Below are 17,457 nucleotides of genomic sequence, written 5' to 3'. Positions count from 1 at the left end.
GGCGCGGTGCCTGGCGTCCAGGTGGAGCGCGCCACTGTACGAACGACCTGGACGCCAGGTGCCGTGTCTGCTCGGCTCTGCCTGGGTCGACGGCACACGGGATGGGAGCTCCCTACGCTCGCCACACTCGGCCGGCACTCGGCAGCGGCGCCCCCTCCATCCCGGCGTCGGCCGATCCCCCGCCGGAGGCATGTCCTTCACCGCGACCCCGGTCGTGCGGTACTCGCCTTGCAGTCCCGGCCCCATCCTGTCGTGGGCGCGCGTCGGCGCAGCGTGCGCGGAGCGGGCCGAAGGCAGGAGCGCAGCGCGACGCGGAGCCGGGAGCGCGCCCGGCGGAGCGGAGCGCAGCCGGGCTTGATGAGGTAGAGAAACCCGTGACGCTGACTTCAGCGACCCTCAGACTTCTTGTACCAACAAGTTGAGCAAGAGGGTCATCCCTCTTCGCGCAGCAGAAAGCGGCGCCCAACCGCCAAGTCAAGTCGCCGCTTTCGCTCCCACGAAGGGACTTCCATCATGCCCGCAACGCTGAGCGCTCCGCAGGTCGCCCCGGTCACGGGCTTAGTCGAGGACCTGTCCAACGGAGAACGTGCGGTCGCCCTCTATGCCTCGGACATGCCCACCTCGTACTCCTACAAGCGGGGAGATGACGCCCAGCTCGGAGCCTGGATCGCTGAGGGAGCTCTGCGCATGGGCCTGCCCGAGCTCTACCGCTCCGCGGCCTTCCTCTACAGCTACGAGGTGCTGTCGCTGGCCGGGACCGCCACCAAGGAGCAGATGCGCGCACACAAGGCGCGGTTTCCGAGTGCTGCCCGGCTGCGCAGGGCATCGTCTCTGGCGTCGCTCACGGTGGGCATATTCCAGGTGAGTGACACGGCCATCAACCGCGGTAACCGCCCGCAGGTTGAGGGGGCCTGTCGCTGTTCCGATACGGGCTGGTTCGAGGTCTGCTTCGACCCCGACGAGCCGACGTCGGTCGCCTTGTCGTCCGCCTCGACGGCCCGGGAGGTCCCGACTCGCCTCCGCCGGCATGGGCGACGGTCGCCCTCCTCGACGCGGCGATCCGTGCCGCCACTGCCCGCGTCGTGGTCCTGGTCCCCGCCGCCGACGACCAGCCCGCCCGCACCCTGCGCTGGGGATCGCAGGTGGACGTGCAGCCCATCGGCGCGCTGGGCCGGGAAGAACTGACCGAAGAAGCCGTCGCCTCCTACGTCGCCAAGTACGCCACCAAGGCCGCCGAGACCACCGGCACCGTCGACCGCCGCATCGGCGAGCTGGCGGAGCTGGACAAGCTCCCCGGCCTGCCGCTCCATACGCGTCGGCTCATCGAAGCCTGCTGGGCGCTCGATGCCGCCTACCCGGAACGGCTGCTCGCCCGCTGGGCGCACATGCTCGGCTTCCGCGGCCACTTCTCCACCAAGTCCCGCCGCTACTCCACCACCCTCGGCGCCCTGCGCCAGACCCGCGCCGACTACCGCGCCCGCCAGGAACGCCGCGAACGCGGCCTGCCCGCCTCCGGCGTCGACTCGGAGGGCTCCACGCTCGTCCTCGCCCACTGGACCTACGCCGGACACGGCCACACCCCCGGCGAATCCTGGCTCGCAGCCTCCATCGCCCGAGACATCCGCACCAACCGCGAAACCGCACGCCAAGCGCTGCACGACCAACTCGACTGGGAGGAAGCCGCAGCATGACCACCACTGTGATCACTCGGAAGTGGCACACCACGGCAGAAGTCGCCGAGATGCTCGGCTTCGGCCTGTCCAAGACCAAGATGCTCGTCCTGACCGGAGAGATCCGCTCGGTCAAGGTGGGCCGCAACCGGCGCATCCTCCCTGAGTGGGTGGACGAGTACGTGCAGCGCGTCGCGGCCGGCGCTGAGGGGATCTGCGCATGAGCGGCAAGCGGGGCAACGGTGAGGGCTCGATCTACCCCTACAAGAACGGCTACGCCGCGTACGTCTGGGTGACCAAGCCAGACGGCAAGCGTGCCCGTAAGTACGCCTACGGCAAGACCCGAGAAGAGGTCCACGAGAAGTGGCTCAACCTGCACGCGGAGGCGAAGAAGGGCCCCGTGGTGACCCGGCAACGGACGGTGGGCGCGTTCCTCGCCTACTGGTTGGAGTCGATCGTGAAGCCGAACCTTGCGCCTCTTTCCTACGTCTCGTACGAAGGCTCGGTCCGGCTCTACATCGCCCCGTATCTGGGAGCGAAGCGGCTCGACCGGCTGTCTGTACGTGACGTGCGGGAATGGCTGACCAAGCTGGCGGCAGTCTGCCAGTGCTGCGCCCAGGAGAAGGACGCCAAGCGGCCGGTTTCCCGTCGGCGGTGCTGCGCCGTGGGTGAGTGCTGTGAGGCCTTCCCCTCACGGCGGGTGGTCCAGGCCGCGCGGGATGCCCTTCGGGCTGCCCTGACGCACGCCGTGGCCGAGGAGGAGATCGGCAAGAACGTGGCTTCGCTGGTGAAGGTGCCCAAGCCTCGGAGACACCGCATCAAGCCGTGGTCCGTCACCGAGGCGAGTCACTTCCTCGCTGACGCTGCGGCCCGGGACGACCATCTCTTCGCCGCCTGGGTCCTGGTGCTCTGCCTCGGCCTGCGCCGCGGGGAGGTGCTGGGCCTGACATGGCAGTCGGTCGACTTCGAACGGGGTGAGCTGTACGTGGACCACCAGATCCAGCGTGCCGGGCGGGAGATCCTGCACCGCGAGACCAAGACCGAGGACTCCGACGACTTCTTGCCGCTCCCCGCCCTCTGCCTGAAAGCGCTGCGGATGCGGCGGGCCAAAGCAGGAAGGGGATCGGAAGGCTGCCGGGGAGCTCTGGCAGGACACTCGAGGGCTGGTCTTCACCACGAAGTACGGGACACCGATCGAGCCGGGGAACCCGACCCGCATGTTCGCCCTCCGGGCTCGTCGCGCCGGCCTCCGCGGCATCCCGCTCCGCAATACCCGGCACACGTGCAGCTCGCTCCTGGTGGCGCTCAAGGTCCACCCCAAGGTGGCCCAGCGCATCCTCCGGCACTCGCAGATCGCCATGACCATGGAGGTCTACGCCGAGGCGAGTGATGAAGCGGTCCGGGCCGCGATCGGCCAGCTGTCGGACGCCATGGGCGGTACCGGCTGACACGGTTGCTGTACTTCGCTGCTGTACGGGCAACGCAAGAGGCCCCGGGATCATCTCCCGGGGCCTCTCACCTGTGTGCACTCGGCAGGATTCGAACCTGCAACCTTCTGATCCGTAGTCAGATGCTCTATCCGTTAAGCTACGAGTGCTTGTTTTGTTGTCGTCTCCGTTTCGGCCCTTTCGGCCCGTCCCGGCGACAGGAAGAACATTACATGACTGCCGCCGACATGTGAAATCCATTCGGCACACCCTGCCTGACCTGCGGAAACGTCGAAACGGGCGATCCGGGGGCGGAGGGGGCGGGGGCGGGGGCGCGGGGAAGATCGTCGCCGTGGCGAGGTGGCCGGTCCGTAGCGGAGGCGCGTGCGGACAGGGGCCGGAAACACCTCGGGCCCCCGTCCGAAGAACGAGGGCCCGAGCGTGGCGGAGGCGGAGGGATTTGAACCCTCGATGGGCTTTAAGACCCAAACCGCATTAGCAGTGCGGCGCCATAGACCGGACTAGGCGACGCCTCCAGCACAGCTCTCGCGCAAGCGCGAGCGGTGTGTGCAGATGATGACACAGACGAGCGCCGCGTCACCAATTGGCCCCCACGGTACTAGGACGCAGGCCCGCAGGGCAAAGGGCTTTCGGCGTGCCGGACGGAATCGGGGAGACCCGCGCGGGACCCGCTACCGGGAGGCCCCGTCCCGCGTTGAGCAGGGCATGTCGCACCGCACTTCCCGTACCGCCGCCGCCCGCAGTGCCGCCCCCCGTGGCGGCGCCTCCCGCGGCGCCTCCCGCACTGCGGCCCTGGCCGCCGTGGCCGCGTTGGGGGCCCTCGCCGTCGCCCCGGCGCCCGCCGCCGGAGCACCGCTCGACGATCACCGGCTGCGGGACCGGCTGACCGTCACCGTGCGGGACGCCGGCCGGGCCCTGGACGGCACGTACCGGCTCCGCTGCCACCCCACCGGCGGCGACCACCCCGACGCGGCCGCCGCCTGCGCCCGGCTCGACGGCCCGGCGCGCGCCACGGGGCCCGGGGACGGGGACGAGGCCGGGACCGGAGCCGGGACCGGGACCGGAGCCGGAGCCGGGGCCGGGACCGGAGCCGGGGCCGGGACCGGAGCCGGGGCCGGGACCGGAGCCGGGGCCGGGACCGGAGCCGGGGCCGGGACCGGAGCCGGGGCAGGGGCAGGGGTCGGTGGCGGTGACCCGTTCGCCCCGCCGGCTCCGAAGACGTTCTGCACGATGGTGGACGGCGGCCCCGCGACGGCGCGGATCACCGGATGGTGGGACGGCCGGCGGGTGGACGCCACCTACGACCGGCGGGACGGCTGCGGCACCGCGCGGTGGGACGCGTTGGTGCCGGTCCTCCCGGAGATCCGGGCCGTGGGCCGCCCGGAACGGTCCGTGGAGGACGCGTGAAACGGAGGGCGGGACTCCCCGTTTCCCCCGCACTCCGCGTCAACCTCTTGTGCGACCTCCCTCTCATCCGGGGCCGCCGCGTCACCCGGTGCCCGTAGACTCTGCCCGTGACACGTGCCGGGGCGGTTGGCAAGATGGCCCACACGGTCAGCACGGTGCGGTAACAGGGAGGAATGCGTCTCGTGAGCAGCAGGCCATCCCGAGGCGCTGCTCGCCTCGCAGCCATACTGGACGCGCTTCCCGATGCGTTGGTCCTGGTCAACGCCAACGGCACCGTCGTCAACGCGAACACCATCGCGCTCAACACGTTCGAGACGCCCGGCACCGCCCTGGTGGGGCGCGGACTGCTCGATCTGCTCCCGGAGTTCGACTCCCGGCTGATCCCCGGCTCCATGCGGCGGCCGGGCGATTCGCTGCAGCCCGGCGCGCGGACCCGGCCGACCCGGATGATCGCCCGCCGCACCGACGGCAGCGAGTTCCCGGTCGAGGTCTCCAGTGCCAACCTGGAGAACGGCGGCCAGGCCCACGACGGCCACAGCCCCGCCTACACGGGTGACGAGCTGCTGATGCTGGTCGTCCGCGACCTCACCGGCACGGTGGACACCGAGGCCGAGCTGGCGCGGTCCCAGCGGCAGACCGAGATGATCCTGCGGGCCGCCGCGGAGGGCGTCGTCGGCACCGACACCGACGGCCGGGTGGTCCTGGTCAACCCGGCGGCCGCGCAGATCCTCGGCTACCGGGCCAGCGACCTCGGAGGCCGCGAGCTGCACGACCTGATCCTCCACTCCCGCCCCGACGGCACCCCCTTCCCGTACGCCGAGTCCCCCCTCGCCGACACCCTGCGCTCCGGGCGCAAGCACCGGGTGCGCGGCCAGGTGCTGTGGTCCAAGGGCGGCGAGAAGGTGCCGGTCGACCTGACCACGGCCCCGGTGCGCGACGGCGACCAGCTGGTGGGCGCGGTGATGACGTTCACCGACCGCCGGCCCTTCGACAACCTGGTCAAGGAGCGTGAGGACGCCGAGAAGCGGCACGAGGAGCAGCTGGAGAAGCTCTCCGAGGAGCACGCCTCGGAACTGACCTCCCTGCGCCAGCAGCACGTCGGCGAGGTCGAGGAGCTGACCGATGCGCACGCCGAGGAGCTCCGCCGGCTCACCGAGGCGCACGCCGAGCAGGTGCGTGAGCTGACCGAGGCCCGCACGGAGGAGGTCCGCGAGCTCGCCGAGCAGCTCACCGAGGCCTCGGCCGCCGCCGACGAGCGGTACGCCTCGCTCGCGGAGCGGGAGAAGGACCGCTACGACGAACTGGCCGCCCGCCACGAGCAGTTGCTGATGCTGCTCGGCCGGTCGCTGCGCGGCCCGCTGGACGAACTGCGCCGTGAGCTGTCCGTCCTCGCGGCGGACGACGCCGGGCAGCTGTGGCCGGAGGCCAACCAGGTGCTCCACCACCTGTCGGCCGGCTACTCCCGGATCACCCAGCTCATCGACAACGTGCTGGGCTACCAGTCGCTGGCCACGGGCGGCGAGAAGCTGGACCGGGCCAAGGTCATGCTGGACGCGGTGGTCGCGGCCGGCGTGGACGGCGCCGTGGAGCTCATCGGTCCGGGCCGGGTGCAGTTCGCCGTGCACGCGCCGCCCATCGAGGCGGAGGTCGACCCGCAGCGTCTGGCCACCGCGCTGGCGCACCTGGTGGCGGACGTCGCCGGGGTGGACGCCACCGGCAACGCGCCCGTCTCCACGGGCGGTTACATGGACAACACGGTGGTCGTGGCGGCCGCGCAGCGCGGTGAGGTGGTGCGCATCGAGGTGCGCGGCCCCTACTCCGGCGGCGACCCGGTCCACGGCCCGGTCGTGCAGGGCATCGTGCGCGCCCACGGGGGTGTGCTGCAGACGCACGAGGTGCCCGGGATGAGCGGCAGCGCGTTCGTGCTGGAGGTGCCGCTGGGCTCGGGCGCGGGGGTCGTCGAGGTCCCGGCGCCGGCTCCGGAGCCCGCCCCCGCGCCGGTCCCGGCCCCCGAGGCGGCCCCGGGCGGCGGTTCCGGCCGTCGGCGTGCCCGGCGGTCCTCGGTGGACGCGTTCCTGGACGACGCGAGCACGCCCGCGGAGCACGCGGAGGCCGCGCCCGTGGAGACCGCGCCGCCCGTGGTGCCCGAGCAGGCGCCGGCCGCCGCGCCCACCGGCCGGCGCAGGCGGCGCGCGGGTGCCGCGGCGGACGAGTCCGCCGACGTCCGGCTGCCCGCGCAGGACGCCCCGGCGGGCGCGGAGGCTCCCGGGGCCGCCACCGGTACGGGTCGTCGGCGGCGTGGCCGGCCGAGCGCGGAGGAGGCCGGAGCCGGTGCCGCGGTCGGGGCCGTGGCGACCGGTGCGGTCGTGACGGCGGCCGAGCACGCGGCGGGGGCCGCGGCCACCGCCGAGGGACTGGGCGGGACGGTGCCGCCGCAGGGCGTCCCGGTACCCGCCGGGGGCCGTGCCCCCGAGGGGCAGGCCGTCGGCGCCCTGCCCGCAGCGCTGCCCCCGGCGGGCGGTGACACGGGGCCGGACGCGCAGGCGGCCGTGGCGCAGCCGTCCGGGCGGCGGCGTCGTGCCGCCGCGGCGGCCGAGGCGAACGCCGCCGCACAGGAGGCCGCGCCGCGCACGCCGTTCGCGCTGCCGCCGGCCGACGCGGACCGGACGACCGAGGGTGCGGGGGTGAACCTCGCGGGGGCCGCCGCCCAGGCCGTTCCGCCGCCCGTGGCTCAGCCGGTTCCGCAGCCGGCGCCTCAGCCGGCGCCTCAGCCGGTGCCTCAGCCGGTTCCGCAGCCGGTGCCTCAGCCTGCCGCCCGGGCTGTTCCGCCGGCCGGGGCTCGGCCCGAGCAGCCGGGTGGTGCGGCGCGGCCCGTGCCGCTGCAGGTGGCCGGACAGCCAGGGGTGCAGCCCGGAGCGGTCGCGCAGCCCGGGCAGCCGGTGGCTCAGCCCGGGGTCGCCGCGCAGCCTGTGCAGGGTGTGCAGGGCGTGCAGGGCGTGCAGGGCGTGCAGGGCGTGCAGGGTGTGCAGCAGCCGGAGGTTCAGCCCGGTGCGGTGGCGCAGCCCGTGCAGCCGGGGGTTCAGCCTGGCGCCGCCGGGCAGTCGGTGCACGCCCCGCAGCCCGTGCAGCCGGTGGTCCAGCCCGTTGCCGCCGCGCAGCCCGCCCAGACGCCGCAGCCTGTGCAGGCCCCGCAGTCGGCGCAGGCGGGACAGCCGGCGCAGGCTCCGCAGCCCGTGGCCGGGCAGCAGGCCGCGGCGGCCGGGCAGCAGCCCGTCACCGTCCCCGCGCAGGGGACCGCTCCCGACGCCCCGGCGCAGCCCGTGCCCGCCGCGGGCGGACAGCCCGTGCCGGTTCCGGCGCAGCAGCCGCCCGCCGGGCAGCCCGCGCCCCCGCAGATGACCACCGTGCCCCCGCAGGGCGGGCCGCAGAACGTCGCCCAGCCGGTGCCCGCGCAGGCCCCGGCGGGTGCGGGCACGGCGCAGGTGCCGCCGCCCGCCCCGGTCTGGCCGGGCGCCGCCGTGCCCGGTGGAGCTCCCGCCCCGGCCGTCCCGCCGGGAGCCGCCCCGGCACAGCCGGCCCCCGCCGGTGCCGCGCTGCCCCCCGCGCAGCCCGCGCCGCCGCCGCAGCCGCGGCTCGCCCAGCCGCTGCCCGCCGAGTCCGCCGCCGCGCCCGCCGCGCCCACGGCACCTCCGGCAGCCCCGGCTCCGGTCCCGGCCCAGCCGGCCCCGGCCCCCGCACCCGGGCAGCCCGCCGCACCCTCCGCGTCCGCCGCGTCCGCCGCCCAGGCGGCCCCGGGCGACACCACCAACAGCACCCAGGGCCGTGCGTTCAGCGTCCGCACCCTCGGCACCCTCGGCCAGGGCGTGCCGTTCGCGCGCCGTCCCGGGCAGGGCCAGCCGACGCCCCCGCCGGCCAACCCGGCCTCCAACGGTCGCCGCCGCAAGCTGGGCAACCGTGCCGCAGAGGGGACCGATTACGCGACGCCCGCGCAGCCCACGCCCGTGCCGGGCGGCGCTCCCGCGCTGCCCCCGGTGCCCCCGATGCCCTCCGTCGGGCTGCCCCGGCCGCAGGCCCCCGCCGCGCGGCCGGGTCCGGCGCCGGACAACACCGTGGGCCGGTCGTACGCCATCGGCGCGCCGGACGCGGACGCCGCCGAGGGCCCGGAGCCGCTGGACGGCCCGGGCGGGGCGGTGGAGGTGTCGGACCAGCCGCAGCCGCGCCCGATGGACGACGAGCTGCCGCCGGAGCCGCTGGACAACCCGCGCCGGCTGCTGGTCTGGCCCGCCCCGGACCCGACCACCCAGCACGCCCTCAACCAGCGCGGCTACCGCCCGGTGGTGGTCAACTCCCGCGAGGAGGTGGACGCCCAGATCGCGGCGTTCCCCGCCGCGCTCTTCGTCGACCCGCTGACCGGCCCGATCACCCGGACCGCGCTGCAGTCGCTGCGGGAGGCGGCGGTGGCCGCCGAGGTCCCGGTGATGGTGACCGCGGGCCTCGCGCACGCGTCCCGCGAGGAGGCGTACGGCGCGGACCCGGCGGTGCTCTTCAAGGCGCTGGCGCCGCGGGACAGCGAGCAGCACCCGCCGCGGGTGCTGCTGATCGAGGGGCGCGACGAGATCGCCGCGGCGATGACCGCGTCGCTGGAGCGGCGCGGCATGCAGGTCGGGCGGGCCGCCGACGACGCCCAGGCGGTGGCGCTCGCCCCGCAGGTGCTGCCCAACCTGGTGGTGACGGACCTGATGCGGATGGACCGTCGCCGGGCCGGCATCCTCGACTGGCTGCGCGCCAACGGCCGCCTCAACCGCACCCCCCTGGTGGTCTACACGGCGCCCGTGGAGCCGGGCGCGCTGCCGGCGCTGGCCTCGGGGGAGTCGGTGCTGTTCCTGTCCGAGCGGTCCACCGAGGACGAGGTCCAGGAGCGCCTGGTCGACCTGTTGGCCCGCATCGGCACCAACTGACCCCGGCGGGCCGGTCCCGGCAGACGGACGAAGGAGGGCGCCCCGCGGCCAACCGCGGGGCGCCCTTTCCGTGAGGTCCCTGAGGTCCCTGAGGTCCGTGAGACCCGTGAGGTCCGTCAGAGGGTGGTCAGGGTGGTCAGAGGGTGGTCACGTCCAGCTCGCCCTCCGCGTACTGCTTGCGGAGGACCTTCTTGTCGAACTTGCCGACGCTGGTCTTCGGGACCGCCGAGATCCGCGTCCAGCGCTCCGGGAGCTGCCACTTGGCGATGCCGCCCTCGGTCACGAGGAAGGTGCGCAGGTCCGCGAACTCCGCCTCGGCGCCCTCCTTGAGGACGACGGCGGCCAGCGGCCGCTCGTCCCACTTCGGGTCCGGCACGGCCACCACGGCGGCCTCGGCGACGGCGGGGTGCGCCATCAGGGCGTTCTCCAGCTCCACCGAGGAGATCCACTCGCCGCCGGACTTGATGACGTCCTTGGCCCGGTCGGTGAGCGTCAGGAAGCCGTCCGGGCTGATCACGCCGACGTCGCCGGTCTTCAGCCAGCCGTCCTCGCTGAACTTGTCCTCCGGGCGCAGCGGTTCGGCGTCGGGGCCGTTGTAGTAGGCGCCGGCTATCCACGGGCCGCGCACCTCCAGCTCGCCGGCGGACTCGCCGTCCCAGGGCAGCCGCTCGCCGCCGGGGCCGGTGAGGCGGGCGTCCACGCCGGCCGGGAAGCGGCCCTGGGTGGTGCGGTAGGCGAACTCCTCGTCGCTGCCGGGCTCGACGTGGGCCGGCGGGCGGGCCACGGTGCCCAGCGGGGAGGTCTCGGTCATGCCCCAGGCGTGCACCACGCGCATGCCGAGCGCGTCGAAGGACTTCATCAGCGCGGGCGGGCAGGCGGCGCCGCCGATGGTGACCTGCCGCAGCGAGGAGACGTCGCGCGGCTTGGCGTCGAGCTCGGCCAGCAGGCCCTGCCAGATGGTGGGCACGGCGGCGGCGTGGGTGGGACGCACCGTCTCGATCATCTCGGCCAGCGGGGCGGGCTGCAGGAAGCGGTCCGGCATGAGCATGTTGACGCCGGTCATGAAGGTGGCGTGCGGGATGCCCCAGGCGTTGACGTGGAACTGCGGCACCACCACGAGGGAGGTGTCGCTGTCCGTGAGCCCCATCGACTGGCTCATGTTGACCTGCATCGAGTGCAGGTAGATGGAGCGGTGGGAGTAGACGACGCCCTTGGGGTCACCGGTGGTGCCGGACGTGTAGCACATGGCGGCGGCCTGGCGCTCGTCCAGCTCGGGCCACGCGTAGCTCTCGGGCTTGCCCGCGAGCAGCGCCTCGTACTCGTGCACGCGGGCGCTCGAGCCCTCCAGCAGGGAGGTGTCGCCGGGGCCGGCCACCACGACGTGCTCGACGGTGGGCAGGTGCAGCAGCAGCGGGGCGAGCAGCGGCAGCAGCGAGCCGTTGACGATGATCACCTTGTCGGCGGCGTGGTTGACGATCCACGCGAGCTGCTCGGCGGGCAGGCGGAGGTTGAGGGTGTGCAGGACGGCGCCCATCGACGGGACGGCGAAGTACGCCTCCACGTGCTCACCGTTGTTCCACATCAGCGTCGCCACCCGGTCGTCGCCGTCGACGCCGAGGTCGTCCCGCAGGGCGTGGGCGAGCTGTGCCGCCCGGCGGCCCACCTCGGCGAAGGTGCGGCGCTGCGGCGCGCCCTCGCCCGTCCAGGTGATGACCTCCGAACGACCGTGCACGGTCGTGCCGTGGGACAGGATTCGCGAGACCGTCAGCTCGACGTCCTGCATCGTGCTCTGCACCGGTGCCTCCCCGAGGAACGCGCGTCATTACGCGTGGGTAAGTTTCCGGAGATTCTGCACAGGCGGAGGCGCTCACGTCACTACTTGACACCATGCAATTCCGGGTCTTTCCGCAGCTTGACCAGTGCGCGGGAGAGCGAGGACTTCACGGTGCCCACCGAGACGCCGAGCAGTTCGGCCGTGCCGGCCTCGCTGAGGTCCTCGTAGTAGCGGAGCACCACGATGGCGCGCTGGCGGTCGGGGAGGCGGAGGACGGCACGCCACAGGGCGTCGCGCAGCGCCTGGTGCTCGGCCGGGTCGACGGGGCCCGTGCCCGCGGCCATGTCGCGGGGCTCGGGGAGGGTGTCGCTGGGGAGCTCGTCGACGCGGCGACGGCGCCACTGGGAGGTCCGGGTGTTGACCAGCGCGCGGCGGACGTAGCCGTCCAGGGCGCCGTGGTCGGCGATCCGGTCCCAGTGGAGGTAGATGCGGGCGAGGACGGTCTGGAGCAGGTCCTCCGCGTCCCCGGGGTCGTTGGTCAGCGACCGGGCGGTGCGCAGCAGCACCGGCCGGCGGGCCTGGACGTACGACGTGAAGGAGGCATAGGAGGTCGCGCGCGGCGGGGGCGGTGACGTCCTGAGGGTCATGTCCTCACGCTAGGAGCGACCGGGCCTCGCGCGGATCGGCCGGACGGCCCGAGCGGGGTCCCCCGCAGGTCGGACGCGGGGGACCACCCGACCTCCTCCAGGCGGAGGGCGGCGTAGGGGTTCCCCCGAGGGGCGGGGCCGGGTCGTGCCGGACGGAGCGTGACCGCACGCGTGTGCGCGACGGCGGAAGGCCCGCCGTCGCGCACACGCGAATCCCCATGAAGCACGCTCCGTCCCGCGGACGCCGGAAGCCCTAGCGCTCCGGCGGCCGCGGCCCCCTCACCACAGACCTCCCCGGTCCGCCTCGTACCCCCCGGCGGGCAGCGCGCCCACCGGGGGACCGCCGCCGCGCGCCACCGCGCTGCCGGCGCGGGTCGTGCGGATGGATGCCATCTGGTTCCTCCTTGGTGGTGGGCGGACATGAACAAGAACACCGAGTGACGAGAAGGGCTTTTCCCTCCGGGCCGGTGAACCGCCCCGTCGGACGGGGCGGTTGACCGGACCGCCCCGCTGCGTCCTCGCCCCCAGACATGCCCACCGGCCCCTGGGCAAACCGCACCGGACCACCGGTTCGCTCGCAAGCGTGACGGTCCGCCGATAAACCCCCGATCGAGGACTTCTCCGGGGAAGAGGGCTCCCGCGACGCCCCCCGCTCCGCTACCGTGCCCGCCAACCCCGCGACGCACCGCGTGACTTCGCGGCCCGCGCCGCCCCACGGACCGGAGATCACCATGCCGCGATGGGCCGTCCTGCGAGCCAAGAGCCAGACCGAGTCGTTCCGGTACACCGTCCAGCGCGAGTTCGAGGGGACGGAGGAGGAGGCGATGGCGGAGATGCTGCGGATCGTCGACACGTACGAGCAGGCCGCCGGCGAGGCGGGGCGGCGACGCCAGCGGCGACGGGTCTTCCGCCTCGGCGAACGCAGCTACTTCGTGGGTGTCGACAACCTGCTGACCAGCAGGGAAGCCGTCTTCACCCTTGCCGAGATCGTCGCCGACACGCACGACGACGACCTGCCGGACACCGCCACCGGCTGACGCTCCGCGGTGCCGGTTCCTCACTCCGCAGGACGGAACCGGTCCGCCGCGATCACCGGCAGGCAGCGCCAACGCCCGCACGGGTCGAGGCTCTTGGACTCCTCGCCGCTCAGCACCTTGTGCGCGATGCCGAACGGGAAGCCGGTCACGCCGAGCGCCTCCACGGCCGATGCGCCTGGCGACTGCTCGTGCGTGATCCGGCTGCCCCCGTACGCCCGGACCGGCACCTCACCCGTGTAGGTGCCGACCAGCTTCCCCCACAGCTCCGGCCGCTCCTCGGCGAGCGGCCCGTCCGCCCGCAACGCGGCGCAGACGCGGTCCAATTCACCGAGGCTCCCCAGACTCCGGCCCAGCCGGCGCCCGAACCGCTCCTCCACCGGCTCCACGCACTGCGTCGCGATGAACTCCAGGCCGGTCGTCTCGTTTCGCTCACGGCCCATGCCACCGCATCCTCCCGGCACCGGGACGCCGTCGGCCACGCATTTGTTCCGCGCCGCCAGGCCACAACCTGGCCTACAGTGACGCCTCTGGAACAGGGGGAGGCGGAAGACACGCACGAAGGGGCGCCCCGGCGGGGCGCCCCTTCTGAGCTGTGGACCGCTGTCTACCTCGGCGGAGGCGGTGGGATTTGAACCCACGGTGACATCGCTGCCACGACGGTTTTCAAGACCGCTATCGCCTCGCCGCCCAAGCAGCGCCTCACCTGCGCCGGAGCATCACGCAGGCCCGCAGTTCAGCCGCTTGGCCCACAGATGGCCCAGAGATGCCCAGGTCCTCAGCAGGTTGGCGACCGCAACACCGACACGCGTAGGGCCATCGCGATCTGCCTTCCGAAAGACAACCGCGCCCTTCTTACCTGCCGGCGCCCACCAGCCTTCGCCCCGACACCGGTCAGAAGGGCAGCCATGACAGCCAGCGTGTCCGCGTAGGCACCCACTACGTCGGCCGCCGCATCGCTAACAAGCAAGACAATGACAATGACCGTTATCGCCCACGGTCGCGGCACTCCGTTTGACACACCCAGCGGGTTAAGGGGCACACTCATCACTGGACCTCCAGAGGTCTACCGCCCGTTCCCAAGCCAACCGGCCTGCCAGCAAGTGCGGCTTGGGAACGGGCTTTTCCGTGCCCGCCATCTTGGGGCACGATCCGTGCCCTCATCTTGATGTAATAGCTGACACGTAGCCAATTCAGTGACCTCGGTCACACGGCACTCCGACACTTACACGCCGAACGCAGAAAGAGAGCGGGATAGTACAGCAACCGACGCTTAGGGGAAGCCTCCGACCTGCGCAAATCAGAATCGCATATCACGTCCGGAACAGTAATCACGCCACAGGAACGTCCAAGTCTCAGAAATGCACACCATGTCCGAGGCATATGTATTGATTTGCCCTGAAAAGCGGCGTGATGTAGATCACTTTGAAGGGTGTCCATGCTGCACGCGCTTCCGGCAGTTGAACGCTGACGCCTGATCACCTTGGCGACGCGGCGTCTTCGGACAGCGCGAAGCTCCGCACCGATCCGACCCCAAGCCAGAACTGCCTCAGAAAGCAGGGGTTCTTCGAAGGGGCCTCGACACCCCTTGCTTCAGCGTGAAGGCTGCATCCATGCCAGGAGCCATCCGCACCGTATATGCTGACGAATCGTCCTCAACAGGTGAGAACCTACTCGATTCTGCACAGCCCGTTTTCTGCGCAGCAGCCGTCTTCATCGATGACGGGCTCGCTCAGCAGATCGTGGACGCCGTAAAGGCAGCACTCCCCTCGGGCCACGGCGAACCGAAGTACACCGCGCTGTCCAAGACGCCCCACGGCCGTGCCGCGCTTCTATCAGCATTCGACTCACTGTCCGATGCAACGATCCGGGCGTACATCGCTCATAAGCGGTTCATGGTTACGGCGAAAATGGTCGACCTCCTGGTGGTTGAGCTGGCGCACGAGAACGGCTACAACATGTACGCCGATGGCTCGGCAACTGCTCTGGCCAGCTTGCTGCACGAAGCTGGCCGAGTACTTGGGGACGCAACTTCGTTCGACCGCTTGTTGCAGACCTTCGTCGATGCAGCTCGCAAGCGCACACGCGCCAGCGCCGACGATCTCTTCGCCGCCATATCGGCCTACCAATTCACTACGAAACCTGAGTTTGCTGATATTTCGGGCCTTCTGCAATATACCCGGACACAGGCCGATGACATCATCGCAGAGATTGCGTCTGGAAGAGTGCTCGACAATCTCGACCCGGCAGTGCCGTGCTTGGTGGAGGTGTGCCGCGGCATGGCCGAGGCCATCGGCGACTTCGCCCTGATACACGACGAGTCGAAGACCATCGCACGCCATGCGGGGCAACTTCTTGCGGTCCATGAGCTGGAAGATCCGGCTCGCCCTGGGCAACCGCTTAAGCCCCTCCCTGTGGCAAGCATCGGGTTCTCCGACAGCAGGAGTGTGCCCCAGCTACAGATCGCTGACTGGGTAGCCGGCGCGGTCCGCCAGTGGGCAACGCAAAAGGTAACGCTCCTCTCCGATCCCTTCGCGCAGGATGTGGAGGAGCTGGCCATGACCTGGTGCGTAGGGGGCATCTGGCCCGACCTGTCCCTCGTTGAGAACCCCCGACGACTGACGGCCGAGCCGCCGGACGGGGCCTGAGCCCTTGGTCCTGCGTGACACCTCTCAGCGTGCCCGAGAGATGCGCGCAGCTTGATTGAAAACGTGAGCATGGCGGTTATAAAATAACCGCCATGCTCACACCCGAGGATGCTTCGATCATCACTGCGGCGACCGAGGGCCTGGCCGGCCCGTTACATGAGGCCCTTGACCACGCCTACACAGCCGCCCACGCGCACTACGACGAGTCAGGCATGACGGGCGGCGGCTACACCAAGGGCCGCACCGACCTGGCTCGCGACCATGCACGTCGCTTCATCGAGCGGCGGCACGCCGAGCACCTGGACCTCGGCGGCTGGGAGCCGGTCAAGAACTCCAGCGGGCGCCTGCATCTGCGCAACGGGATGATGACCCTGCGACTCCTGCATGCGACGCCGTTTGACATGATCCCAGCGCCAGGCCGCAACAAGGCACGGATCAGCTACTACTACAATCGAACTGTCGATCTATTTGGTGTGGAGGCAAGCAACCTCCTCGCCGTCTGGCTCTCCCCTCCCGAAGAGGGCGGAGAAATCTCGATACGCATCGTTCGTCCGATTGGTGAGTGGAAGCCGGGTCGACAGCCCAAGTTTGACCTCGATTTTGAACTCCCCAGGAACACTGAATCGTTTACAGACTGGGAGTTCATCCCAGACGACAAGGGTCTGGCACTGCCCTTTGAGTTCGAAGAAGACCAGCGCGAAGAGGGTGAAGGAAGTGGCACATGATCCAGCGGAGCGCATTCGAACTCTGAGGCTCCTCATGGGGCTCACTCAAGAGGAACTCGCGCAGGCTGCTGGGGTGTCACAACCGCTTATCTCGCAGATTCAAAAGGGTATCAAGCCCGTCACCCACGACGTGCTGATGCGTATCGCTGACGCGACAGGCACTCCCCTGTCGTTCTTCGACGTCGACCCTTCTGATCTTCCGGCCGATACGCTCATGTTTCGCAAGAAGGCCACTGCATCAGCCAAGGAGGTCCACCGCGTCGAAGCGACTGTCAGGGAGGCTTACCGTGTTTCAGTGCGGTTGATGGCTGACACGAAGGTGCGCCGGACTTCGCTGCCTCGCGCCGAAGGAGACATCACCTGCGACGACATCGAGGACCTGGCTGCACAGACCCGCGGCGCTTTGGGAATTGGCGCTGATGGAGTAGTCGGGCACGTGATCCGGGCGTGCGAGCGCGCAGGCATTCCGGTTGTTCCCCTGATACTGGTGGACTCCCAAGGGCAAGGCGAGGATATTGTGGTCGGTCATTCCGGTGCCTCATGCTGGAGAGGAACATCCGAGCCGTCCATGATCAGCTATTTTTCCGCTGGTAGCGGCGATCGACAGCGGTTCACGACAGCGCACGAATTGGGGCATCTCGTGCTCCACCCTTCGCGCCGAAGCGGCATGGACTCTAAGCGCGCCGAAAGCGAAGCGCATCGGTTCGCCGGCGCGTTCTTGCTGCCGAGAGAGCGTGCTGAAGAGGCGTTCAGCGGTCCTTTGATGCTTAGAGAGTTCGCCGCCCTGAAGAAACGATGGGGTGTATCCATCCAGGCACTCATCAACCGTGCCTGCGATCTCGGATACATCGATCAGGCCCGGCGCGAGAGCCTCTACAAGCAACTCGGTGCAAGAGGCTGGCGGAAGTCCGAGCCTGTGGTGGTACACGCGGAGCAGCCGACCCTTATGAGGGCAATGCTCGGCCGTAAGTACGGCGAGCCGCCGTCGCTCCTGCAGGCCGCCGAGGAACTGGGGATCCATCCGGTACTCATGCGGTCACTGGCTCCCGACCTTGCCACCGCCCCATCGCCACACGTAGTGAACAACGTCATCAGCCTAGGCGACCGCCGTCGTCGCAGTTCGCGTCTCAAAGCTCTCTAGTCTCG

The 17,457-nt window shown here is 71.1% G+C and carries 10 protein-coding genes, 3 tRNA genes and 2 pseudogenes; 9 read left to right on the top strand and 6 right to left on the bottom strand.

Annotated features, from left to right (window positions below):
• Positions 1 to 980 precede the first annotated feature (980 nt).
• The 3 genes and pseudogenes from ABZ836_RS22155 to ABZ836_RS22145 all read left to right on the top strand — a co-directional run.
• Positions 981 to 1,691 (top strand): annotated as a pseudogene (locus ABZ836_RS22155) (replication initiator); the annotation flags it as partial.
• Positions 1,688 to 1,894 carry an excisionase family DNA-binding protein gene (locus ABZ836_RS22150; RefSeq protein ID WP_361144672.1) on the top strand — a complete coding sequence of 69 codons (207 nt, stop codon included), beginning with the start codon at positions 1,688 to 1,690 and terminating at the stop codon, positions 1,892 to 1,894. The pseudogene ABZ836_RS22155 and the gene ABZ836_RS22150, both read left to right, overlap by 4 nt.
• Positions 1,891 to 3,118: pseudogene (locus ABZ836_RS22145) on the top strand (site-specific integrase). Before ABZ836_RS22150 ends, ABZ836_RS22145 begins: the two are co-directional and overlap by 4 nt.
• Positions 3,119 to 3,194: 76 nt before the next feature.
• On the opposite strand, the gene ABZ836_RS22140 reads toward ABZ836_RS22145, so the two are convergent.
• Together ABZ836_RS22140 and ABZ836_RS22135 are read right to left on the bottom strand one after the other, a co-directional pair.
• Positions 3,195 to 3,267: transfer RNA gene (locus ABZ836_RS22140), tRNA-Arg, on the bottom strand.
• Positions 3,268 to 3,539: 272 nt separating this feature from the next.
• A tRNA-Ser gene (locus ABZ836_RS22135) sits at positions 3,540 to 3,633 on the bottom strand.
• Between the two features lie 190 nt (positions 3,634 to 3,823).
• On the opposite strand from ABZ836_RS22135, the gene ABZ836_RS22130 reads away from it, so the two are divergent.
• Complete coding sequence (locus tag ABZ836_RS22130; RefSeq protein ID WP_361144670.1) at positions 3,824 to 4,525, top strand: hypothetical protein; 702 nt, start codon at positions 3,824 to 3,826, stop codon at positions 4,523 to 4,525.
• Positions 4,526 to 4,707: 182 nt separating this feature from the next.
• The gene (locus ABZ836_RS22125; protein ID WP_361144667.1) at positions 4,708 to 9,483 is read left to right on the top strand and encodes a PAS domain-containing protein; all 4,776 of its coding nucleotides are present in this window, start codon (positions 4,708 to 4,710) and stop codon (positions 9,481 to 9,483) included.
• Between the two features lie 136 nt (positions 9,484 to 9,619).
• On the opposite strand, the gene ABZ836_RS22120 is transcribed toward ABZ836_RS22125, so the two are convergent.
• Both ABZ836_RS22120 and ABZ836_RS22115 read right to left on the bottom strand, forming a co-directional pair.
• Positions 9,620 to 11,278, bottom strand: a complete 1,659-nt coding sequence (locus ABZ836_RS22120) for a long-chain fatty acid--CoA ligase (protein WP_361144664.1) — start codon at positions 11,276 to 11,278, stop codon at positions 9,620 to 9,622.
• Positions 11,279 to 11,358: 80 nt separating this feature from the next.
• Positions 11,359 to 11,904: a SigE family RNA polymerase sigma factor gene (locus ABZ836_RS22115; protein ID WP_361144661.1), complete on the bottom strand. Its 546-nt coding sequence runs from the start codon at positions 11,902 to 11,904 to the stop codon at positions 11,359 to 11,361.
• A 731-nt stretch (positions 11,905 to 12,635) separates the two neighbouring features.
• Between ABZ836_RS22115 and ABZ836_RS22110 the strand changes: the two genes are divergently transcribed.
• Positions 12,636 to 12,941 carry a hypothetical protein gene (locus ABZ836_RS22110; protein ID WP_361144658.1) on the top strand — a complete coding sequence of 102 codons (306 nt, stop codon included), beginning with the start codon at positions 12,636 to 12,638 and terminating at the stop codon, positions 12,939 to 12,941.
• A gap of 20 nt (positions 12,942 to 12,961) precedes the next feature.
• Here the strand turns inward: ABZ836_RS22110 and ABZ836_RS22105 are convergent, their stop codons facing one another.
• Together ABZ836_RS22105 and ABZ836_RS22100 are read right to left on the bottom strand one after the other, a co-directional pair.
• Positions 12,962 to 13,381, bottom strand: coding sequence for a hypothetical protein (locus tag ABZ836_RS22105; RefSeq protein WP_361144655.1), 420 nt, complete (start codon positions 13,379 to 13,381; stop codon positions 12,962 to 12,964).
• A 170-nt stretch (positions 13,382 to 13,551) separates the two neighbouring features.
• Positions 13,552 to 13,651, bottom strand: a tRNA-Ser gene (locus ABZ836_RS22100).
• Positions 13,652 to 14,551: 900 nt separating this feature from the next.
• Here ABZ836_RS22100 and ABZ836_RS22095 point away from each other — a divergent pair.
• The 3 genes from ABZ836_RS22095 (at position 14,552) to ABZ836_RS22085 (ending at position 17,452) form a co-directional block, all read left to right on the top strand.
• A complete protein-coding gene (locus tag ABZ836_RS22095; protein WP_361144652.1) occupies positions 14,552 to 15,586 on the top strand; it encodes a DUF3800 domain-containing protein in 1,035 nt (344 codons plus the stop codon).
• A 92-nt stretch (positions 15,587 to 15,678) separates the two neighbouring features.
• Entirely contained in the window at positions 15,679 to 16,311 is a 633-nt protein-coding gene (locus tag ABZ836_RS22090; RefSeq protein WP_361144649.1) for a hypothetical protein, read from the top strand.
• Positions 16,262 to 17,452, top strand: coding sequence for an XRE family transcriptional regulator (locus tag ABZ836_RS22085; RefSeq protein WP_361144646.1), 1,191 nt, complete (start codon positions 16,262 to 16,264; stop codon positions 17,450 to 17,452). Before ABZ836_RS22090 ends, ABZ836_RS22085 begins: the two co-directional genes overlap by 50 nt.
• Positions 17,453 to 17,457: the final 5 nt, after the last annotated feature.

It is taken from the genome of Streptomyces sp. NPDC047130, from assembly GCF_040643475.1.
Taxonomy (GTDB): domain Bacteria; phylum Actinomycetota; class Actinomycetes; order Streptomycetales; family Streptomycetaceae; genus Streptomyces.
This window is presented reverse-complemented; position numbering and strand designations above follow the sequence as displayed.

Excerpts from the sequence above, each read along its gene's own strand:
- ABZ836_RS22150 (WP_361144672.1), top strand. The coding sequence starts at position 1,688 with ATGACCACCACTGTGATCACTCGGAAGTGGCACACCACGGCAGAAGTC.
- ABZ836_RS22130 (WP_361144670.1), top strand. The coding sequence starts at position 3,824 with ATGTCGCACCGCACTTCCCGTACCGCCGCCGCCCGCAGTGCCGCCCCC.
- ABZ836_RS22115 (WP_361144661.1), bottom strand. The coding sequence starts at position 11,904 with ATGACCCTCAGGACGTCACCGCCCCCGCCGCGCGCGACCTCCTATGCC.
- ABZ836_RS22110 (WP_361144658.1), top strand. The coding sequence starts at position 12,636 with ATGCCGCGATGGGCCGTCCTGCGAGCCAAGAGCCAGACCGAGTCGTTC.
- ABZ836_RS22105 (WP_361144655.1), bottom strand. The coding sequence starts at position 13,381 with ATGGGCCGTGAGCGAAACGAGACGACCGGCCTGGAGTTCATCGCGACG.
- ABZ836_RS22095 (WP_361144652.1), top strand. The coding sequence starts at position 14,552 with ATGCCAGGAGCCATCCGCACCGTATATGCTGACGAATCGTCCTCAACA.
- ABZ836_RS22090 (WP_361144649.1), top strand. The coding sequence starts at position 15,679 with ATGCTCACACCCGAGGATGCTTCGATCATCACTGCGGCGACCGAGGGC.